The organism is Roseateles sp. FW301-B2 (assembly GCF_058788955.1).
Genome location: NZ_JBYTBE010000008.1, coordinates 114,020 through 130,468 on the forward strand (window position 1 = coordinate 114,020; position 16,449 = coordinate 130,468).

Annotated in this window: 20 protein-coding genes; 17 read left to right on the top strand and 3 right to left on the bottom strand. The window is 71.7% G+C overall.

Annotation, left to right across the window (positions count from 1 at the left end; translation table 11 throughout):
* Nucleotides 1–14: 14 nt before the first annotated feature.
* From AC3WQY_RS07945 to AC3WQY_RS07965, 5 genes are all read left to right on the top strand, one after another.
* On the top strand, nt 15–608 hold the full coding sequence (locus AC3WQY_RS07945) for an NAD(P)H-dependent oxidoreductase (protein ID WP_492707252.1): 594 nt from the start codon (nt 15–17) through the stop codon (nt 606–608).
* Between the two features lie 81 nt (nt 609–689).
* A complete protein-coding gene (locus AC3WQY_RS07950) occupies nt 690–1,664 on the top strand; it encodes a sulfonate ABC transporter substrate-binding protein (protein ID WP_492707254.1) in 975 nt (324 codons plus the stop codon).
* Nucleotides 1,665–1,682: 18 nt separating this feature from the next.
* Entirely contained in the window at nt 1,683–2,855 is a 1,173-nt protein-coding gene (gene ssuD / locus AC3WQY_RS07955) for an FMNH2-dependent alkanesulfonate monooxygenase (protein ID WP_492707324.1), read from the top strand.
* Between the two features lie 7 nt (nt 2,856–2,862).
* Complete coding sequence (gene ssuC / locus AC3WQY_RS07960) at nt 2,863–3,648, top strand: aliphatic sulfonate ABC transporter permease SsuC (protein ID WP_492707256.1); 786 nt, start codon at nt 2,863–2,865, stop codon at nt 3,646–3,648.
* A 20-nt stretch (nt 3,649–3,668) separates the two neighbouring features.
* The gene (locus tag AC3WQY_RS07965; protein WP_492707258.1) at nt 3,669–4,532 is read left to right on the top strand and encodes an ATP-binding cassette domain-containing protein; all 864 of its coding nucleotides are present in this window, start codon (nt 3,669–3,671) and stop codon (nt 4,530–4,532) included.
* Here the strand turns inward: AC3WQY_RS07965 and AC3WQY_RS07970 are convergent.
* Together AC3WQY_RS07970 and AC3WQY_RS07975 are read right to left on the bottom strand one after the other, a co-directional pair.
* A complete protein-coding gene (locus AC3WQY_RS07970; protein ID WP_492707260.1) occupies nt 4,529–5,173 on the bottom strand; it encodes a YceI family protein in 645 nt (214 codons plus the stop codon). The two genes, AC3WQY_RS07965 and AC3WQY_RS07970, sit on opposite strands and share 4 nt — an antisense overlap.
* Nucleotides 5,170–5,883, bottom strand: a complete 714-nt coding sequence (locus tag AC3WQY_RS07975; RefSeq protein WP_492707262.1) for a Crp/Fnr family transcriptional regulator — start codon at nt 5,881–5,883, stop codon at nt 5,170–5,172. The genes AC3WQY_RS07970 and AC3WQY_RS07975 overlap by 4 nt, the downstream gene beginning before the upstream one ends.
* A gap of 105 nt (nt 5,884–5,988) precedes the next feature.
* Between AC3WQY_RS07975 and AC3WQY_RS07980 the strand changes: the two genes are divergently transcribed.
* On the top strand, nt 5,989–6,534 hold the full coding sequence (locus AC3WQY_RS07980; RefSeq protein ID WP_285231471.1) for an Mpo1 family 2-hydroxy fatty acid dioxygenase: 546 nt from the start codon (nt 5,989–5,991) through the stop codon (nt 6,532–6,534).
* A 1-nt stretch (nt 6,535) separates the two neighbouring features.
* The gene (locus tag AC3WQY_RS07985) at nt 6,536–7,555 is read left to right on the top strand and encodes a 2-dehydropantoate 2-reductase (RefSeq protein WP_492707264.1); all 1,020 of its coding nucleotides are present in this window, start codon (nt 6,536–6,538) and stop codon (nt 7,553–7,555) included.
* Here the strand turns inward: AC3WQY_RS07985 and AC3WQY_RS07990 are convergent.
* Entirely contained in the window at nt 7,552–9,939 is a 2,388-nt protein-coding gene (locus AC3WQY_RS07990; protein ID WP_492707266.1) for an alpha/beta hydrolase fold domain-containing protein, read from the bottom strand. The two genes, AC3WQY_RS07985 and AC3WQY_RS07990, sit on opposite strands and share 4 nt — an antisense overlap.
* 191 nt (nt 9,940–10,130) lie before the next feature.
* Between AC3WQY_RS07990 and AC3WQY_RS07995 the strand changes: the two genes are divergently transcribed.
* From AC3WQY_RS07995 to AC3WQY_RS08040, 10 genes are all read left to right on the top strand, one after another.
* Nucleotides 10,131–10,676, top strand: coding sequence for a PEP-CTERM sorting domain-containing protein (locus tag AC3WQY_RS07995; RefSeq protein WP_285231468.1), 546 nt, complete (start codon nt 10,131–10,133; stop codon nt 10,674–10,676).
* A gap of 89 nt (nt 10,677–10,765) precedes the next feature.
* Nucleotides 10,766–11,059, top strand: a complete 294-nt coding sequence (locus AC3WQY_RS08000; protein ID WP_492707268.1) for a hypothetical protein — start codon at nt 10,766–10,768, stop codon at nt 11,057–11,059.
* Nucleotides 11,056–12,453, top strand: a complete 1,398-nt coding sequence (locus AC3WQY_RS08005) for a TolC family protein (protein WP_492707270.1) — start codon at nt 11,056–11,058, stop codon at nt 12,451–12,453. Before AC3WQY_RS08000 ends, AC3WQY_RS08005 begins: the two co-directional genes overlap by 4 nt.
* A gap of 9 nt (nt 12,454–12,462) precedes the next feature.
* Nucleotides 12,463–13,836, top strand: a complete 1,374-nt coding sequence (locus tag AC3WQY_RS08010) for a multicopper oxidase family protein (RefSeq protein WP_492707272.1) — start codon at nt 12,463–12,465, stop codon at nt 13,834–13,836.
* Nucleotides 13,826–14,323, top strand: a complete 498-nt coding sequence (locus AC3WQY_RS08015; protein WP_492707274.1) for a cupredoxin domain-containing protein — start codon at nt 13,826–13,828, stop codon at nt 14,321–14,323. The genes AC3WQY_RS08010 and AC3WQY_RS08015 overlap by 11 nt, the downstream gene beginning before the upstream one ends.
* Entirely contained in the window at nt 14,320–14,793 is a 474-nt protein-coding gene (locus AC3WQY_RS08020; protein WP_492707276.1) for a DUF411 domain-containing protein, read from the top strand. Before AC3WQY_RS08015 ends, AC3WQY_RS08020 begins: the two co-directional genes overlap by 4 nt.
* Before the next feature lie 9 nt (nt 14,794–14,802).
* The gene (locus AC3WQY_RS08025) at nt 14,803–15,081 is read left to right on the top strand and encodes a copper-binding protein (RefSeq protein ID WP_285231462.1); all 279 of its coding nucleotides are present in this window, start codon (nt 14,803–14,805) and stop codon (nt 15,079–15,081) included.
* Entirely contained in the window at nt 15,078–15,476 is a 399-nt protein-coding gene (locus tag AC3WQY_RS08030) for a hypothetical protein (protein WP_492707278.1), read from the top strand. Before AC3WQY_RS08025 ends, AC3WQY_RS08030 begins: the two co-directional genes overlap by 4 nt.
* Before the next feature lie 4 nt (nt 15,477–15,480).
* Nucleotides 15,481–15,996 carry a BON domain-containing protein gene (locus tag AC3WQY_RS08035; protein WP_285231460.1) on the top strand — a complete coding sequence of 172 codons (516 nt, stop codon included), beginning with the start codon at nt 15,481–15,483 and terminating at the stop codon, nt 15,994–15,996.
* 10 nt (nt 15,997–16,006) lie between these two features.
* Nucleotides 16,007–16,396, top strand: coding sequence for a DUF1801 domain-containing protein (locus AC3WQY_RS08040; protein ID WP_492707280.1), 390 nt, complete (start codon nt 16,007–16,009; stop codon nt 16,394–16,396).
* Nucleotides 16,397–16,449: the final 53 nt, after the last annotated feature.

Genomic DNA, 16,449 nt, shown 5'->3' on the forward strand with positions numbered 1-16,449 from the left:
TGCCGGACCCACCCATGAGCCCCTACCGCCTTGCCGTCGTCGTCGGCAGCCCCAGCCCCGCCTCGCGTACCAAGCTGCTGGCCCAGGCCCTGGCCGACGCCGTGGCCGCCGCCCTGCCGGTGCGCGTGCAACTCATCGAGCTGGCCACGCTGGCGCCGCAGCTGCTGGCCGGCGGCGAGGCGCGCGCGCTGGCGCCAGCGGCGCAGGCGGCCCTGCAGGCGCTCGCGCAGGCCGACCTGGTGATTGCCGCCACGCCGGTCTACAAGGGCTCGTACACGGGCCTGTTCAAGCATCTCTTCGACCTGCTGGACCCCGAGGCCCTGGTGGGGCGGCCGGTGCTGCTGGCCGCCACCGGCGGCAGCGATCGCCACGCCCTGGTGCTGGATCACCAGCTGCGCCCGCTGTTCGCCTTCTTCCGCGCCCTCAGCGTGCCCTCGGCGGTCTATGCCTCGCCAGCCGATCTGAGCGAGGCCGGCCTGGCCAGCGCCGCCCTGCAGGCCCGCATCGGCGAGGCCGCGGCGCAGGCGGTGGCATTGCTGCGCACGCTGCGCCCACGCGCGCCGGCGGCGCCGCAGCCCGGCCCCGCCAGGGCAACGGTCAGCGCATAAGCAAACCCGCTTTGCTTCGTTCGCAGCGGCCGCGCGCTTGCCTATCGTGCGGGCAGTCCCTTCAACCCGAGCCCCACCATCATGAAGACTCACGCATTGCTCCGCTCTCTCACTCAACGGCTGGGCGCCCTGGCCCTGGCCTGCGCCATGCCGCTGGCGCAGGCCCAGGGCGGCGATCAGCTGCGCATCGGCTACCAGAAGTCCGCCAGCCTGCTGGCCCTGCAGAAGGCCCAGGGCACGCTGGAAAAGAAGCTCGGCGGCCAGGGCGTGAGCGTGAAATGGGTGGAGTTCCCGGCCGGCCCGCAGCTGCTGGAGGGCCTGAACGTGGGCGCGGTGGACGTGGGCTTCGTCGGCGAAGCACCGCCCATCTTTGCCCAGGCCGCGGGCGCCAACTTCGTCTACATCGGCAACGACCCGGCCGCGCCCGAGGCCGAGGCCATCGTCGTCCCCAAGGATTCGCCCATCAAGAGCGTGGCCGATCTGAAGGGTCGGAAGGTCGCCCTCAACAAGGGCAGCAATGTGCACTACCTGCTGGTGCGCGCGCTGGAAAAGGCCGGCGTGAAGTACAGCGAGATCCAGCCGGTGTTCCTGCCGCCCGCCGATGCGCGCGCCGCCTTCGAGCGCGGCGCGGTGGACGCCTGGGTGATCTGGGACCCCTTCCTCGCCGCGGTGGAGAAGCAGACCGGCGCGCGCATTCTGGCCGATGGCCGGGGCGTGGTGCACAACTACGCCTACTACCTGGCCGAGCGCGGCTACGCGCAGAAGAAGCCGCTGGTGATCAAGGCACTGTTCGATGACAGCGTCGAGCAGGGCCAGTGGCTGAAGGCCCATCTGAAGCAGGCCGCCGGCCTGATCGCGCCGCTGCAGGGCCTGCCGGTGGAGGTGGTGGAACTCGCCCTGCAGCGCTACCAGTTCGGCGTGCAGCCCCTCACCGCCGCGGTGGCCGCCGAGCAGCAGAAGATTGCCGACGCCTTCCTCGAGCTCAAGCTCATCCCCAAGCCCATCCGCATCGCCGACGCCCTGCCCGGCGCGCCCCTGCACACCGCTGCCAAGTGAGCCGGAGGCCCCATGTCACTGAAGATCTTCTGGTTCATCCCCAGCCACGGCGACAGCCGCTATCTGGGCACCACCAAGGGCGGCCGCCAGGCCGACTTCAACTACTTCAAGCAGGTGGCCGTGGCCGCCGACTCGCTGGGTTATGAGGGCGTGCTGATCCCCACCGGCCGCAGCTGCGAAGACCCCTGGACGGTGGCCACCAGCCTGATCGACGCGACCCGGCATCTCAAGTTCCTGGTGGCGCTGCGGCCGGGGCTGGTGACGCCGGTGCAATCGGCGCGCATCGCCGCCACCTTCGACCGCCTCTCGGGCGGCCGCCTGCTGGTGAACCTGGTGACCGGCGGCGACGCCGACGAGCTGGAGGGCGACGGCCTGTTCCTGCCCCATGCCGAGCGCTATGAACTCTCCGCCGAGTTCCTCGACATCTGGCGCGAGACGCTGGCACGCAGCCACCGCGGCGAGGCCCTCGACTATGTGGGCAAGCACCTCCGGGTGAAGGGCGCCAAGCTGCTCTACCCGCCGCTGCAGCGGCCCTATCCGCCGCTGTTCTTCGGCGGCTCCTCGCCGGCCGCGCATGAGCTGGCCGCACAGCAGCTCGACACCTACCTCAGCTGGGGCGAGCCGCTGCCCGCGGTGGCCGCCAAGCTGGCCGACATCCGCAGCCGTGCCGCCGCCCATGGCCGCACGCTCAAGTTCGGCATCCGCCTGCATGTGATCGTGCGCGAAACCGAGCAGGCCGCCTGGGCCGCCGCGGCCGAGCTGATCCAGCATCTCGAGCCCGAGACCGTGGCCGCGGCACAGCGCAAGTTCGCGCAGATGGACAGCGTGGGCCAGCGCCGCATGGCCGAGCTGCACGGCGGCCGCTACGACCCCAGCGATGTGCGCAAGGGCCTCGAGGTGGCGCCGAATCTGTGGGCCGGCGTGGGCCTGGTGCGCGGCGGTGCCGGCACCGCCCTGGTGGGCAACCCCCAGCAGGTGGCCGATCGCATCCAGGAATACGCGGCGCTGGGCCTGGAGTACTTCGTGCTCTCCGGCTATCCGCATCTGGAGGAGTCCTACCGCTTTGCCGAGCTGGTGTTCCCGCTGCTGCCGCTGGCGCTGCGCGAGAAGCTCAGCCAGCCGCAGCTCACCGGCCCGTTTGGCGAGATCGTCGCCAACAGCTATGTGCCCAGGCAGACGGCCGCCAGCTGAGGCCGCCATGCAACTGCTCTTGCGCTCCAACTGGCGCGCCCGCCTCACGCCCTGGTTGCTGCCGCTGCTGATCCTGCTGGGCTGGGAGCTCGCCGCCAGCCAGGGCTGGCTCTCCAGCCGCGTGCTGCCCGAGCCCCTGGCGGTGCTGCGGGCCCTCGTGAACCTGGCCGACAGCGGCGAGCTCTGGACCCATGTGGCGGTGAGCACGCGCCGCGCCGCGCTGGGCTTTGCCATCGGCGGCGGCCTGGGCCTGCTGCTGGGCCTCTTGACCGGCAGCTTCCGCGGCGCCGAGACCTTGCTGGACTCCAGCCTGCAGATGCTGCGCAACATCCCGCCGCTGGCGCTGATCCCGCTGGTGATCCTGTGGTTCGGCATCGACGAAAGCGCCAAGCTCTTTCTGGTCGCGCTGGGGGTGTTCTTCCCGATCTACCTCAACACCTTCCACGGCATCCGCTCGGTGGACCCGGGGCTGGTGGAGATGGCGCGCAGCTACGGCCTCGCGGGCTGGCCGCTCTACCGCCATGTGGTGTTGCCCGGCGCCCTGCCCGGCATCCTGGTGGGCCTGCGCTTCAGCCTCGGCCTGATGTGGGTGATCCTGATCGTGGCCGAGACCATCTCGGCCCAAGCCGGCATCGGCTATATGACCATGAATGCGCGCGAGTTCCTGCAGACCGATGTGGTGCTGCTGGGCATCCTGCTCTATGCGGCCCTGGGCAAACTGGCCGATCTGCTGGCCAAGGGCCTGGAACGCTGGTGGCTGCGCTGGCACCCCAGCCATGGCGCCGGCATCTGACGCGTTAGGAGAATCCCATCATGCATCCGCTCAGCCTTGAATTCGAAGCCGGCGCCTGGCTGGCGCCGCCGGCGCGCGACGGCGCCCAGCGCGGCCCGCGCCAGCAGGCGGGCCTGGGCCTGCGCCTGCAAGGCATCGCCAAGTCCTATGGCGCGCGCCAGGTCCTGCAGGGCGTGGACCTGGAGATCGCGCCGGGCGAGTTCGTCGCCGTGGTCGGCCGCAGCGGTTGCGGCAAGAGCACGCTGCTGCGCCTGCTGGCCCAGCTGGAGAGCGCCGACGGCGGCGCGCTCGCCAGCGACGACGGCCAGCCGCTGGCGCGGCACCGCGAGGACATCCGCATCATGTTCCAGGAGGCGCGCCTGCTGCCCTGGAAGACGGTGCTGGACAACATCGCGCTGGGCCTAGCCGGCCCGGACGCCCGCGAGCGCGCCCGCGAAGCGCTGGCCCAGGTGGGCCTGGCCGAGCGCGCGCAGGACTGGCCGGCCCGGCTCTCGGGCGGCCAGCGCCAGCGCGTGGCGCTGGCGCGCGCCCTCGTGCATGCGCCGCGCCTGCTGCTGCTGGACGAGCCCCTGGGCGCGCTGGATGCGCTCACCCGCATCGAGATGCACCGCCTGCTCGAGTCGCTCTGGCAGCGCCACGGCTTCACCGCCCTGCTGGTCACCCACGACGTGGCCGAGGCAGTGGCGGTGGCCGGGCGCGTGCTCTTGATCGAGGATCGCGGCGTGGCGCTGGATCGCCGCATCGAGCTGCCCCGGCCACGCCAGCATGGCGCGCCGGCGTTTGCACGCCATGAGGCGGCGATTCTCGGGCGCGTGCTGCAGCGGCCCGCCGAACCGGCCGAGCCACCGCCGCTGCGGCTGGTGTCGGCGCGCTTCGCGACTTAGGGCCTCAGCCAGAGATCCGCCTCGATGCGCAGCTCGTCCTGCACCGCCAGCAGCCCACCCAGCACGCTGAAGGGCTGGATGCCGAAGTCGCTTTGCTTGATGGCAAAGCGCGCGCGGGCGCGCAAGCTGTGCGCCTGCAGGTCCAGCTGCAGCGGCACGCTGATGGAGCGCGTCTGGCCGTGCAGCGTCAGGTCCAGCTGCAGGGTTTCGCCGTCCCGGCCCCGGGCCTGCAGCCGCACCAGCGGGAAGCGCTCGGCCTCCAGCGCGATCAGCATGTTCCGGCGCGTGGCGGCGATGCTGTCGGCATCCGGCACCGAGGCGAAGTCCGGCCCCAGCGCGGCGCGCCAGGCCGGCCGGTCGAATTCCAGCTCGTCCAGGCGAAAGCTCAGCTCCAGCAGCGCAGCGGGCATTTGCACCCCGCCTCGCAGCGGCGGCAGGCCCAGCACATGGTTGTGGCCCAGGGCCGCCAGGCGGCCGCCGCGAAGCACCAGGATGCGCAGCTGCGAGGCGCTGGCGTCCACCGACCACAGGCCCGGCGGCGCCGGCACGACAGCCTGGGCTGGCAGGTCGACCACCGGGCCGGGTGCACGCGCGCAGGCGGCCAGGACAAACACGAGCAGCAGCGCCAGCGCGCGCCTCACGGCCGGCCCTCGGCGGCCAGCGCGTCCAGGCCCGCCAGGTCCAGCAGCTCGATCTCGGCATAGTGCAGGGCCAGCAGGCCGCGCTCGGCCAGGCTCTTGAGCGCCTTGTTGACGGTCTGCCGGCTCACGCCCAGCATCAGCGCCAGCTGCTCCTGCGGCAGGCGCAGGCGCGACTTGGGCAACTGCATGGCGGCGCTGTCGAAGCCGCGCGCCACCAGGGCCAGGCGCTTGGCCAGGCGCTGCTCCAGCGGCAGGTGGGCAATGTCTTCGAGCACCTCGAAGCTGGCGCGCAGCTTGGCGCAGGCCAGGCGCGCCAGGTCGCGCCAGCAGGCCGGGTGGGTGTTGAGCCAGTCCTGCAGCTCGCGCTGCGGCAGCAGCCAGACGCTCGCCGGGCCGTCCGCCACCGCATCGTGGGTGCGCGGCAGGTCGTCCAGCAGCGAGATCTCGCCGAACCACTGGCCCGGCTCCAGATAGGTCAGCGGCCGCTCGCTGCCATCGCGGCCCAGCGAACCGACGCGCAGCGCGCCGGCCAGCACAAAGCACAGGCCCTCGGGCTGGGCGCCGCGCGCGAACAGGGTCTGGCCGGCGGCCAGGTGCACGCGCCGCCCCGCCTCGCACAGCTGCTGCTGCAGCGCAGCGGCGCAGGCGCGGAACCAGGGGTTGGCCTGCAGGAGGGCCAGTTCGCTGGGATTCAAAAGAAAGGCGGACATGGGCTGACTCAGGGTTTGCGCGCGCCGCGATTGTCGGCATTTTGACAGTCATCAAGGCCACCATCGTCCTACCATGGGGCCATCGACAGCAATGGAGACATCATCATGGCAGCCAGCCCCTTCCGCTCCGCCACCGACCTGATGGCCCAGTACGCGGCCTACCACCGCGACCGCCGCAATATCGCCACCCATTTCGTCGGCATCCCGCTGATCGTGTTCGCGATCGGCATCCTGCTGGCGCGCGCCCAGTTCGGCATCGCCGGCCACGCCCTCAGCGCCGCCTGGCTGCTGTGGGGCGCCAGCACCATCTGGTACCTGACGCGCGGCAATCTGCCGCTGGGCCTGGCGGTGAGCGCCGTCAACGCCCTCCTGATGGCGCTGGCCGAGCCGCTCGCCGCGGGCAGCAGCGCCAGCTGGCTGGGCTGGGGCGTGGGCAGCTTCGTGCTGGGCTGGATCATCCAGTTCGTCGGCCATTACTACGAGGGCAAGAAGCCCGCCTTCGTGGACGACCTGGTGGGCCTGCTGGTGGGCCCGATGTTCGTGGTGGCCGAGGCGATGTTCGCGCTCGGCTGGGGTCAGGCCTTGCTGCGCGAGATCGAGCAGCGCGTCGGCCCCACCATCATCCGCGACCTGACCCACCCCGTCGCCTGAGGTGGCCGACCCCGCGCAAGCCCCGGTGCTCGTGATGGGCGCCGGCGCGATCGGCTGCTTTCTGGGCGGCAGCCTGCAGCGCGCCGGCTGGCCGGTGCTCTATGTGGGCCGGCCGCGCGTGCTGGACGAGCTGGCCACGCATGGCCTGCGCCTCAGCGACCTGGACGGCCGCGACGCGCACATCCCGGCGGCCGAGCTGCAGCTGGCCAGCTGCATCCCGCCCGGCCTGCGCCCCTGCCTGACCCTGCTCTGCGTGAAGACCGGCGGCACCGTGGCGGCGGCCCAGGCGCTGCAGTCGGCCCTGCCCGCCGGCAGCCCGGTGCTCTCGATGCAGAACGGCCTGGGCAATGCCGAGCGCGCCCAGGAGGCCGCGCCCGCGCTGCGCCTGCGCGCCGGCATGGTGCCCTTCAATGTGGCGGCGCTGGCGCCCGGCCATTACCACCGCGGCAGCACCGGCGCCCTGGCGGCCGCGCGCGACGACGCCCTGCCGCCCCTGGTCGAGGCCTTCGCCAGCCAGGGGCTGACGCTGCAGCTGCATGCCGATCTGCGCCCGCTGCAATGGGGCAAGCTGTTGCTGAACCTGAACAACCCGGTCAACGCGCTCTCGGGCCGCCCGCTCAAGGCACAGCTGCTGGAGCGCGGCTACCGCCGCTGCCTGGCCGCCCTGCAGGACGAGGCGCTGGGCCTGCTGCGCGCCGCCGGCCTGGCGCCCGCCAAGGTGGCGGCGGTGGCACCGGCGCGCCTGCCGGCGCTGCTGCGCCTGCCCTCGCCGCTGTTCCGCCTGCTCGCCACGCGCATGCTGCGCATCGATGCCAAGGCGCGCTCCAGCATGGCCGACGATCTGGCGCTGGGCCGCGCCACCGAGATCGACGCGCTGTGCGGCGAGGTCGTGCGCCTGGCCCACCAGCTCGGCCGCCGCGCACCGCTGAACCAGCGCATGTGCGAGCTGGTGCGGGCCTGGCCCGAGCGCCCGCTGCCCTACGCGCCGCGCGAGCTGGAAGAGGCGCTGGGCATTCTCTAGCCGAACTGATAGGCCGAGAAATCGGGCCGCCGCACGCGCCGCTGGTACTCGGCCGTGAAGCCCGGGAAGATCGCCGCGACGCGGCCGTCCGCGCCCTGGTACCAGCTGTGGCATTGCGTCCAGACCGAGCCGCGCAGGCGCGCCTGCAGGCCCTCGTTGTAGGCGCGCTGCGCCTCGGGCCGCACGGCGATCCATTGCTGGCCGCGCTGGCGCAGCTCGCGCATGCAGGCCAGCGCATGCTGCACCTGGGGCTCGATATAGAGCAGGGTCGAGGTGTGGCCGGTGGCGGTATTCGGGCCCAGCATCAGGTAGAGATTCGGAAAACCCGCCACCGTGCAGCCCAGATAGGCCTCGGGGCTGGCGCGCCAGACCTCGCCGAGCAACTGCCCCTGCTGGCCGCGGATCTGCAGCGAGGCGAGCAATTGCTGGGTGTCGAAGCCGGTGGCGCAGACCAGCACATCCAGCGGCCGCTCGCGCCCGTCGGCGGTGACGATGCCGCGCGCGGTGATGCGCGCGATCGCCTCGGTCACCAGCTCGGTATTGGGGCGGCCGAGCGCCGGGTAGTAGTCGTTGGAATAAATGATGCGCTTGCAGCCCAGCGGGTAGCTGGGCGTGAGCCTGGCGCGCAGCGCCGGGTCGGCCACCTGACGCTGGCGGTGCGCGGCCGCCGTGGCCAGCATGCCGCGGCGCGCCAGCGTGCCCTCGTCGAAGCCGCGCCGCCCCCATTCCAGCGCCTGCACCCAGGCCCAGCGCACCGCGGCGCTGTAGGGCGGCAGGCGCGCCAGCAGGCGGTCGATGCCGAAGTAGCGGCGGTCCAGCCGCGGCAGCACCCAGTTGGCGGTGCGCTGGAACACATGCAGCTGCCCCGCCTGCGCGGCGATCGGCGCCACCAGCTGCGAGGCGGTGGAGCCCGTGCCTATCACCGCCACGCGCCGGCCCTGCAGCGGCACCGTGGCATCCCAGCGCGCCGAATGCAGGCGCTCGCCCTGGAACTCGGTCAGGCCGGGGATGTCGGGCCAGCGCGGCTGGTTCAGCGGCCCGGTGCTGCAGACGAAATGGCGCGCGCGGTAATGGTCGCCACGGTCGGTGCGCAGCGCCCACTGGCCGCTGGCCGCGTCGAAGCCGGCCTCCTGCACCGCCGTGCCCAGGCGCAGATGCGGCAGCAGCCCATGGCGCAGTGCCAGGTCTTGCATATAGCGGTGGATCTCGGGCGCGGAGGCAAAGCGGCGCGTCCAGCGCGGGTTGGCCGCGAAGCTGAAGGAATAGGCGGGCGCCGGCACGTCCACATGGGCGCCGGGATAGCGGTTGTCCCACCAGGTGCCGCCCAGGCCGGTCTGCTTCTCCAGCAGCACGAAGTCGTGCATGCCGGCCCGCTTGAGCTGGATCGCCATGCACAGGCCCGACATGCCGGCGCCCATGATGACGACCTCGTGCGTGGCTTGCACCGGCGCGCGCGCGGCCGCCATCGGCGGGGCGATGAAGGCGGCGGCGCGCGCCAGCGCCGCGTCGGCACTCGCCAGCACGCCGCCATGCAGCTGGAACACATGCCAGCGCGCCTGGTCCACCTCGCAGCGCACCGCCACGCCGGCGGCCCGCAGCGCGGCCTCCAGCGCCAGCGCCTGGCCGTGCAGCATCTCGTCGGTGCCGGCCTGTATCAGCGTGGGTGGCAGGCCGCGCAGATCGGCCAGCAGCGGCGAGCACCAGGGGTGCTCGGGCGCGGTCTTGCCCAGGTACTTGGCCGCGCAATCCAGCACCCAGGCCGAGCTGAGCATGGCCTCGCCCGGCACCGGCCGCGCGGGCGCGGCCTCGGCGCGCATATCGGCCCAGGGCGAGATCAGGTAGAGCGCGGCGGGCGCGGCATCGCCGGCCTCCCGCAGCGCCAGCGCGCAGGCCAGCGCCAGGCCGCCGCCGGCCGAATCGCCCGCCAGCACCACCGGCCCCTGGGCGCGCAGCGCCCGGTAGGCCGCCAGCGCGTCGTCCAGGCCGGCCGGAAAGGGATGCTCGGGCGCCAGCCGGTAGTCCAGCGCGAACACCGGCAGGCCGGTGGCCAGCGCCAGCCGGCCGGTCAGCGCGCGGTGCGTGGCCGGCGCGCCCACGCAATAGGCGCCGCCATGCAGATAGAGCACGGCGCCGGGCGCGATGGCCGCATCGGGCGCCGCGCTGCGCGCCCGCAGCCACTCGCCGGGCCGGCCGCCCAGTTGCGCGGCCTCGCGCCGCACGCCGCGCGCCGGCAGCGTGCTGTGCGCCAGCCCGCGCAGCCAGCGGCGCTGGAAGGGGATGGAAAAGCGCGGCGAGAACACCGGCTTGAGCAGGGCCTGCAGGGTGCCGCGCAGCATTGCGGCGCTGCAGGCCTGCAGCCAGCCAGGGGAGCTGAATGTTTGCATGTGCGGCCCAGGGTCGCGTGATTCGCAGCGCTCGATTGTGGCGAACTGTGGCCCGAACGGGCCACGGCACAGACCCTTGGCATCGCTTTCGGCATGGGTGGCCCCGGCCATGCGCCGTGGCCCGTTCAGGCGATGCGCGCAGAGGGCGCAATCCCGACACTGGCGTCACTTCATCGCTCAGGGAAACAATCATGAAACTCCGTCACCTCTACCCGCTCGTCACCACCCTGGCCCTGGCCGCCGCCGGCCTGTGCATCGGCAGCAGCGTCCAGGCCGCCAGCTACAACTTCAGCCAGGGCGGCTTCGCCGATGGCGCCCGCATCACCGGCCACTTCAGCGGCGAAGACCTGGACGGCGACGGCTATCTGTACGGTTACGAGCTGAGCGACTTCGAGCTGTTCTTCTCGGGCAACCGGGCGGTGGGCGCCTTCCACCACGGCATGGCCAACCTCAACGGCATCGTCTACGCGCTGGGCGAATACCGTTTCGACGGCGGCTCCGACACCGTCGAGCACATGGCCAGTTCCAACCATGAGGAGGCGCCCTACACCGAGTACGACGCCTTCGGCTGGCCCGGCTACAACCTGCCCGGCCGCGTCAGCGACAACCTCAACAACACCATCTCCTACACCTGGGAGCCGCTGCTGGTGACGCCCGCCGTACCCGAGCCCGCCAGCGGGGCCCTGCTGCTGGCGGGCCTGGCCACCGTGGGCCTGCTGCTGCGCCGCAAGCACTGAGGCCGCGCCCGACGCAGGGCCCCGCCGCCGGGCTTGACCTTGCCCCCATGGCAAGCCCGAACATGCACGGCTTCACTTAGAGTGAGGTCATGTTGTTGAAACGACTCGGATGGATGGCGCTGCTGGGCTGCACCCTGCAGGCGCTGGCGCAGCCCGGCGACCCGGCGGACGCGCAGGCCCGCGTGCCCAGGGCCGAGGCGCCCAAGGCGCTGAGCGCCTACCGCCGCCTCGACGAGGCCCCGGCCACGCCCTGGCGCGAGGCCAATGAGCAGGTGCTGCGCAGCGGCGGCTGGCGTGCCTATGCGCGCGAGGCGGCCCAGCCCACTGCACCGGCCAGCGCGGCCTCAGCGGCCTCAGCGCCGCGCGGAGCCGATTCGCCATGAGGCGCCTGCTCGCGTCTCTGAGCCTGACCCTGCTGGGCGGCTGCGCCGGCTTCAGCGCCGATGGCGGCTTCGGCCCGGTGCAGCAGAGCGCCCGCACCCATCTGGACAAGGAGCTGCGCTGGGCGCGCAGCGACGCCGAGCGCGCGGCGATCCAGCAGCGCGTGGCCGAACTGCTGACGCAGCCGCTGGACGCCGAGGCCGCGGTGCAGCTGGCCCTGCTCAACAACCGCGGCCTGCAGGCCAGCTTCCACGAGCTGGGCATCAGCGAGGCGGACTTCGTGCAGGCCGGCCGCCTGCCCAATCCGGGCCTCAGCCTGGCCAGCCTGCAGCGCGGCGACGAGCATGAGCTCGAGCGCGGCCTGCACCTCAACCTGGCCAGGCTGCTTGCCCTGCCCTGGGCCGGCCAGCTCGAGGCGCGGCGCTTCGAGCAAAGCAAGCAGCGCGTCGCCCTGGAGGTGCTGAGCCTCGCGGCCGAGACCCGCAAGGCCTGGATTGAGGCGGTCGCCGCCGAGCAAGCGCGGCGCTATGCCGCCCAGGTGATGGAGGCCGCCGAGGCCGGCGCCGAGCTGGCGCGCCGCATGGCCCAGGTGGGCAACTTCAACGCACTGCAGCGCGCCCGTGAGCAGGGCTTTTATGCCGATGCCGCGCTCGGGCTGGCGCGCGCCGAGCAGCAGCAGCGCGCCCGGCGCGAGCGCCTCACCCGCCTGCTGGGCCTGTGGGGCGAGCAGGCGACGCGCTTGGCCCTGCCCGAGCGCCTGCCCGAGCTGCCCGCCCAGGCCGACGAGCTGCCCGAGATCGAGCGCATCGGCATGGCCCGGCGCCTGGATGTGCAGGGCGCCAGGCTGGCCAGCGAGGCGCTCGCGCGGCAGCTGGGCCTGAGCCGCGTGACGCGCCTGGTGAACGTGCTGGAGCTGGGCCTGGTGCGCAACAGCTCGAACCAGGCGCCCACCCAGCGCGGCTGGGAGCTGAGCCTGGAGCTGCCGCTGTTCGACTGGGGCCAGGCGCGCGTGCAGCGCGCCGAGAGCCAGTATCTGCAGGCACTGGAGCGCGTCGCCGAGACCGCCATCAACGCCCGCTCGGAGCTGCGCGAGGCCTATGGCAATTACCGCTCCGCCCATGCCATCGCCCAACACCATCTGCAAGAGATCGTGCCGCTGCGCCAGCGCATCGCCGAGGAAAACCTGCTGCGCTACAACGGCATGCTGATCGGCGTGTTCGAGCTGCTGGCCGACACGCGCGCGCAGATCGCCAGCGTGGCTTCAGCGATCGACGCGCAGCGCGATTTCTGGCTCGCCAAGGCCGATCTGGACCAGGCCCTGCTGGGCAAGCCCGGCCTCGCCCAGGCCGGCGCAATCACCGCCACACCCGCCGCCGCTGACAGCGGTGGCCACTGAAAGAAGCCCATGGTTTCCCGCAGAAACTTTCTCGGCGGTGCGGCGCTTGCGGCCGGCACGGTCAGCAAGGTGGCGATGGCCGCCCTGCCCGAACCCGTCATCCAGACCTCGCCCGACACCCAGCCGCCGCTGCAACCCGCCAGCGGCCGCCCCTACAACCCGGTGGTGACGCTGAACGGCTGGACCCTGCCCTGGCGCATGAACGGCGGGGTGAAGGAGTTCCATCTGGTGGCCGAGCCGGTGGTGCGCGAGATGACGCCCGGCTTCAAGGCCCATCTATGGGGCTATAACGGCCAGAGTCCCGGCCCCACCATCGAGGTGGTGGAGGGCGACCGCGTGCGCATCTTCGTCACCAACAAGCTGCCCGAGGTCACCAGCATGCACTGGCATGGCCAGCGCCTGCCCTGCGGCATGGACGGCGTCACCGGCCTGACCCAGCCGCCGATCGCGCCCGGCAAGACCTATGTCTACGAGTTCGTGGCGCGCCGCCCGGGCACCTTCATGTACCACCCGCATGCCGACGAGATGGTGCAGATGGCGATGGGCATGATGGGCTTGTGGATCACCCATCCCAAGGGCAAACATCCGCTCATCGACCCGGTGGACCGCGACTATGTGTTCCTGCTGAACGCCTACGACATCGAGCCCGGCAGCGCCACGCCCAAGATCATGACGATGCTGGACTTCAACCTCTGGACCTGGAACAGCCGCGTGTTCCCGGGCATCGCGCCCCTGGTGGCGCGCCAGGGCGAGAAGGTGCGCATCCGCGTCGGCAACCTCACCATGACCAACCATCCCATCCATCTGCACGGCCATGAGTTCATGGTCACCGGCACCGATGGCGGCCCGGTGCCCAGGAGCGCGCGCTGGCCCGAGGTCACCACCGATGTGGCGGTGGGCCAGATGCGGCAGCTGGACTTCATTGCCGACGAGGAAGGCGACTGGGCCTTCCACTGCCACAAGAGCCACCACACCATGAACGCGATGGGCCACAACGTGCCCACCATGATCGGCGTGGACCACCGCCAGCTGGCGCGCAAGATCACGCAGCTGGTGCCCGACTACATGGTGATGGGCGAGCGCGGCATGCACGACATGACCGAGATGGAAATGCCCCTGCCCGACAATACCGCCGCGATGATGACCGGCCACGGCCCCTTCGGCCCGGTGGGCATGGGCGGCATGTTCAGCATGCTGAAGGTGCGCAAGGATCAGAAGGCGGGCGACTACAGCGACCCCGGCTGGTTCAAGCATCCGCCCGGCACCCTGGCGCATGAATGGCAGGGGCCGCTGGCCGAGCCGGCGCGGCCGGCCGCCAGTGCCGGCACGCCGGCGGTCGAGGTGAACATACGCAAGCCGACGGGAGCACACCATGGGCATTGAAAATAGGCGCTGGCTACTGGCCGCGCTGCTGAGCCTGGGCGCGCTCGGCGGCGCGCAAGCCCATGGCGGCGAAAAGCACGCCGGCCCGCTGCGCAAGGAGCAGAAGGCCTGGGGCATCGCCGCCGAGCCCAGGGCCGCCGGGCGCACGGTGCGCTTCGTGATGAGCGACGACATGCGCTTCACGCCCGACCGCCTCGAGGTGCGGCGCGGCGAGACCCTGCGCATCGTGGTGAAGAACGAGGGCGCGATGCTGCATGAGTTCGTGCTGGGCACCAAGGCGGAACTCGATGAGCACGCCGCGCTGATGCTCAAATTCCCGAACATGGAGCATGACGAGCCCTATATGGCCCATGTGCCGGCGGGCCAGCAGGCCCAGATCGTCTGGACCTTCAACCGCGCCGGCGAATTCGATTTCGCCTGCCTGATCGCCGGCCATTACCAGGCCGGCATGGTGGGCAAGATCATCGTCAAGGAGAAACAGCGATGACAAGATCGCGCGATAGACGCCGGCTGCTGCTGGCCAGCCTGGTCGCGGCCGCCCTGCCAGCCATCCCGGCCCGCGCCGCCAAACCCGCCCTGCCGGTGGTGGAGGTCTGGAAGGGCCCGGCCTGCGGCTGCTGCAAGGACTGGATCAAGCACCTGGAGGCCCATGGCTTCAAGGTGCGCAGCTTCGACAGCGGCAATACCGACGCGCGCGCCCGCCTGGGCGTGGCGCTCGACTATGGCTCCTGCCACACCGCCCAGGTGGGCGGCTACGCCATCGAGGGCCATGTGCCGGCGCGCGAGATCCTGCGCCTGCTGCGCGAGCGCCCGCGGGCGATCGGCCTGGCGGTGCCCGGCATGCCGGTGGGTTCGCCGGGCATGGACGGCCCCGAATACGGCGGCCGCAAGGACCCCTACCAGGTGCTGCTGCTGGGCCACGACGGCGGCAGCCGTGTCTATCAACGCTATTCCTGAGGAACGACGATGAAATCCCTGCTGCTGATGCTGGCCCTGGGCCTGGCGAACGCGGGCGCCGCCCCCACCCTGACCGAGGGCGAGGTGCGCAAGATCGACAAGGAAAACAAGAAGATCACGCTCAAGCATGCGGAGATCAAGAACCTCGACATGCCGCCCATGACCATGGTGTTCCAGCTCAAGGACCCGGCCTGGCTGGACAAGCTCAAGGTCGGCAGCAAGGTCCGCTTCGCCGCCGAGAACGCCGCCACCGGCATGGTGGTGACCGAGCTGGAGGTGGCGCCATGAGGGCCGGCCGAGTGCGGTCGGGTACGCTGTTGGGTACGCTGCTGGGCGCATTGCTGCTGGCGGGCGCGGCGCGGGCCGAGCTGATCGAGCTGGGCTGGAGCGATGCCGGCCGCTTCGAGCGCAAGCTGAGCGTGGCGCCCGGCAAGTTCGCCGAGATCTGCGGCCCCCTGAAGGCCGGCCAGAAGGTCGACTGGGCCTACCAGTCGGACGCGCCGCTGAACTTCAACATCCATTACCACCTCGGCAAGGAGGTGCGCTACCCGGCGCGCGTCGAGCAGTCCGCCCAGGAGCAGGGCAGCCTGACGGTCGAGAGCGCGCAGGACTACTGCTGGATGTGGAGCAACAAGTCCAGGCAGGCGCTGCAGCTGAACCTGCAACTGGGCCTCATCCAGTAAGCCGATGCGCGCGCGTTGCGGCCATGTTGGCCTTGCCGCGCTGTGGCTTGGTCTGTGCTTCGGCCTGGCCGGGCCGGCGCGGGCCGACGATGCGCCGCAGCGCCGCAACTGGTTCGACGACCCCTTCTTCCAGATCGCCGCTGCGCTGCCGGCCTGCCCGGTGCCGCGGGGCCCCTTCATCACCGAGGCCGAGCGGCGCGTGCAAGCCCATCACCGCGCCGAAAAGGGCACGAGCTGCTGGCTGGCCGGGCGCTGCGAGCGCGCCAACTTCTATTCTTATGACCAGGACATCGCCGCCGCGCTGCGTGCCGCCCTGCCGCAACAGGCCGACTTGCTGAGCGGCAGCAGCCTCTGGGTCACGGTGCAGGGCCGGGTGGTCTACCTGGAAGGTTGCGTGCCCGAGGCCGCGCGCGCCGCCGCCCTGGAAGCCTGGGCGCGCAGCCTGCCCCAGGTACAGTCGGCCATCGCCCTGGTGCTGGCCGATCTGCGGCTGGCGCCGCCCTACGCCACCGCACCCTGAGCACGCAAACATGCCAGCCGCCCAGCACGAACGCGCCGCAGTGGATGCCTTCATGGCCGCCCTCGAGCATGCGCACAAGCCGGCCATCGAGGCGCTGCGCCTGGCCATGCTGGCGGCCGACGCCAGCATCAGCGAGGGCATCAAGTGGAACGCGCCGAGCTTCCGCACGCGGGAATGGTTTGCCACCACCCATCTGCGCGCCAAGCTGGGGCTGGGTCTGATCCTGCATCGGGGCGCCAAGGTGCGCAGCGGCCCCGGCCCGCAGCTCGAGGACCCGACCGGGCGGCTGCGCTGGCTGGGCCAGGACCGCGCGCAGCTGCTCTATGCCGATGCCGCCGACCTGCGTGCCGGCACGCCCGCCCTGCAGGCCCTGGTACGCGACTGGATCAAGAGCGTTTGAGGCCGCTCTTGACCAAAAGCAAGCCGCGCACCGAAGCCCGGGCCTAGAGTGAC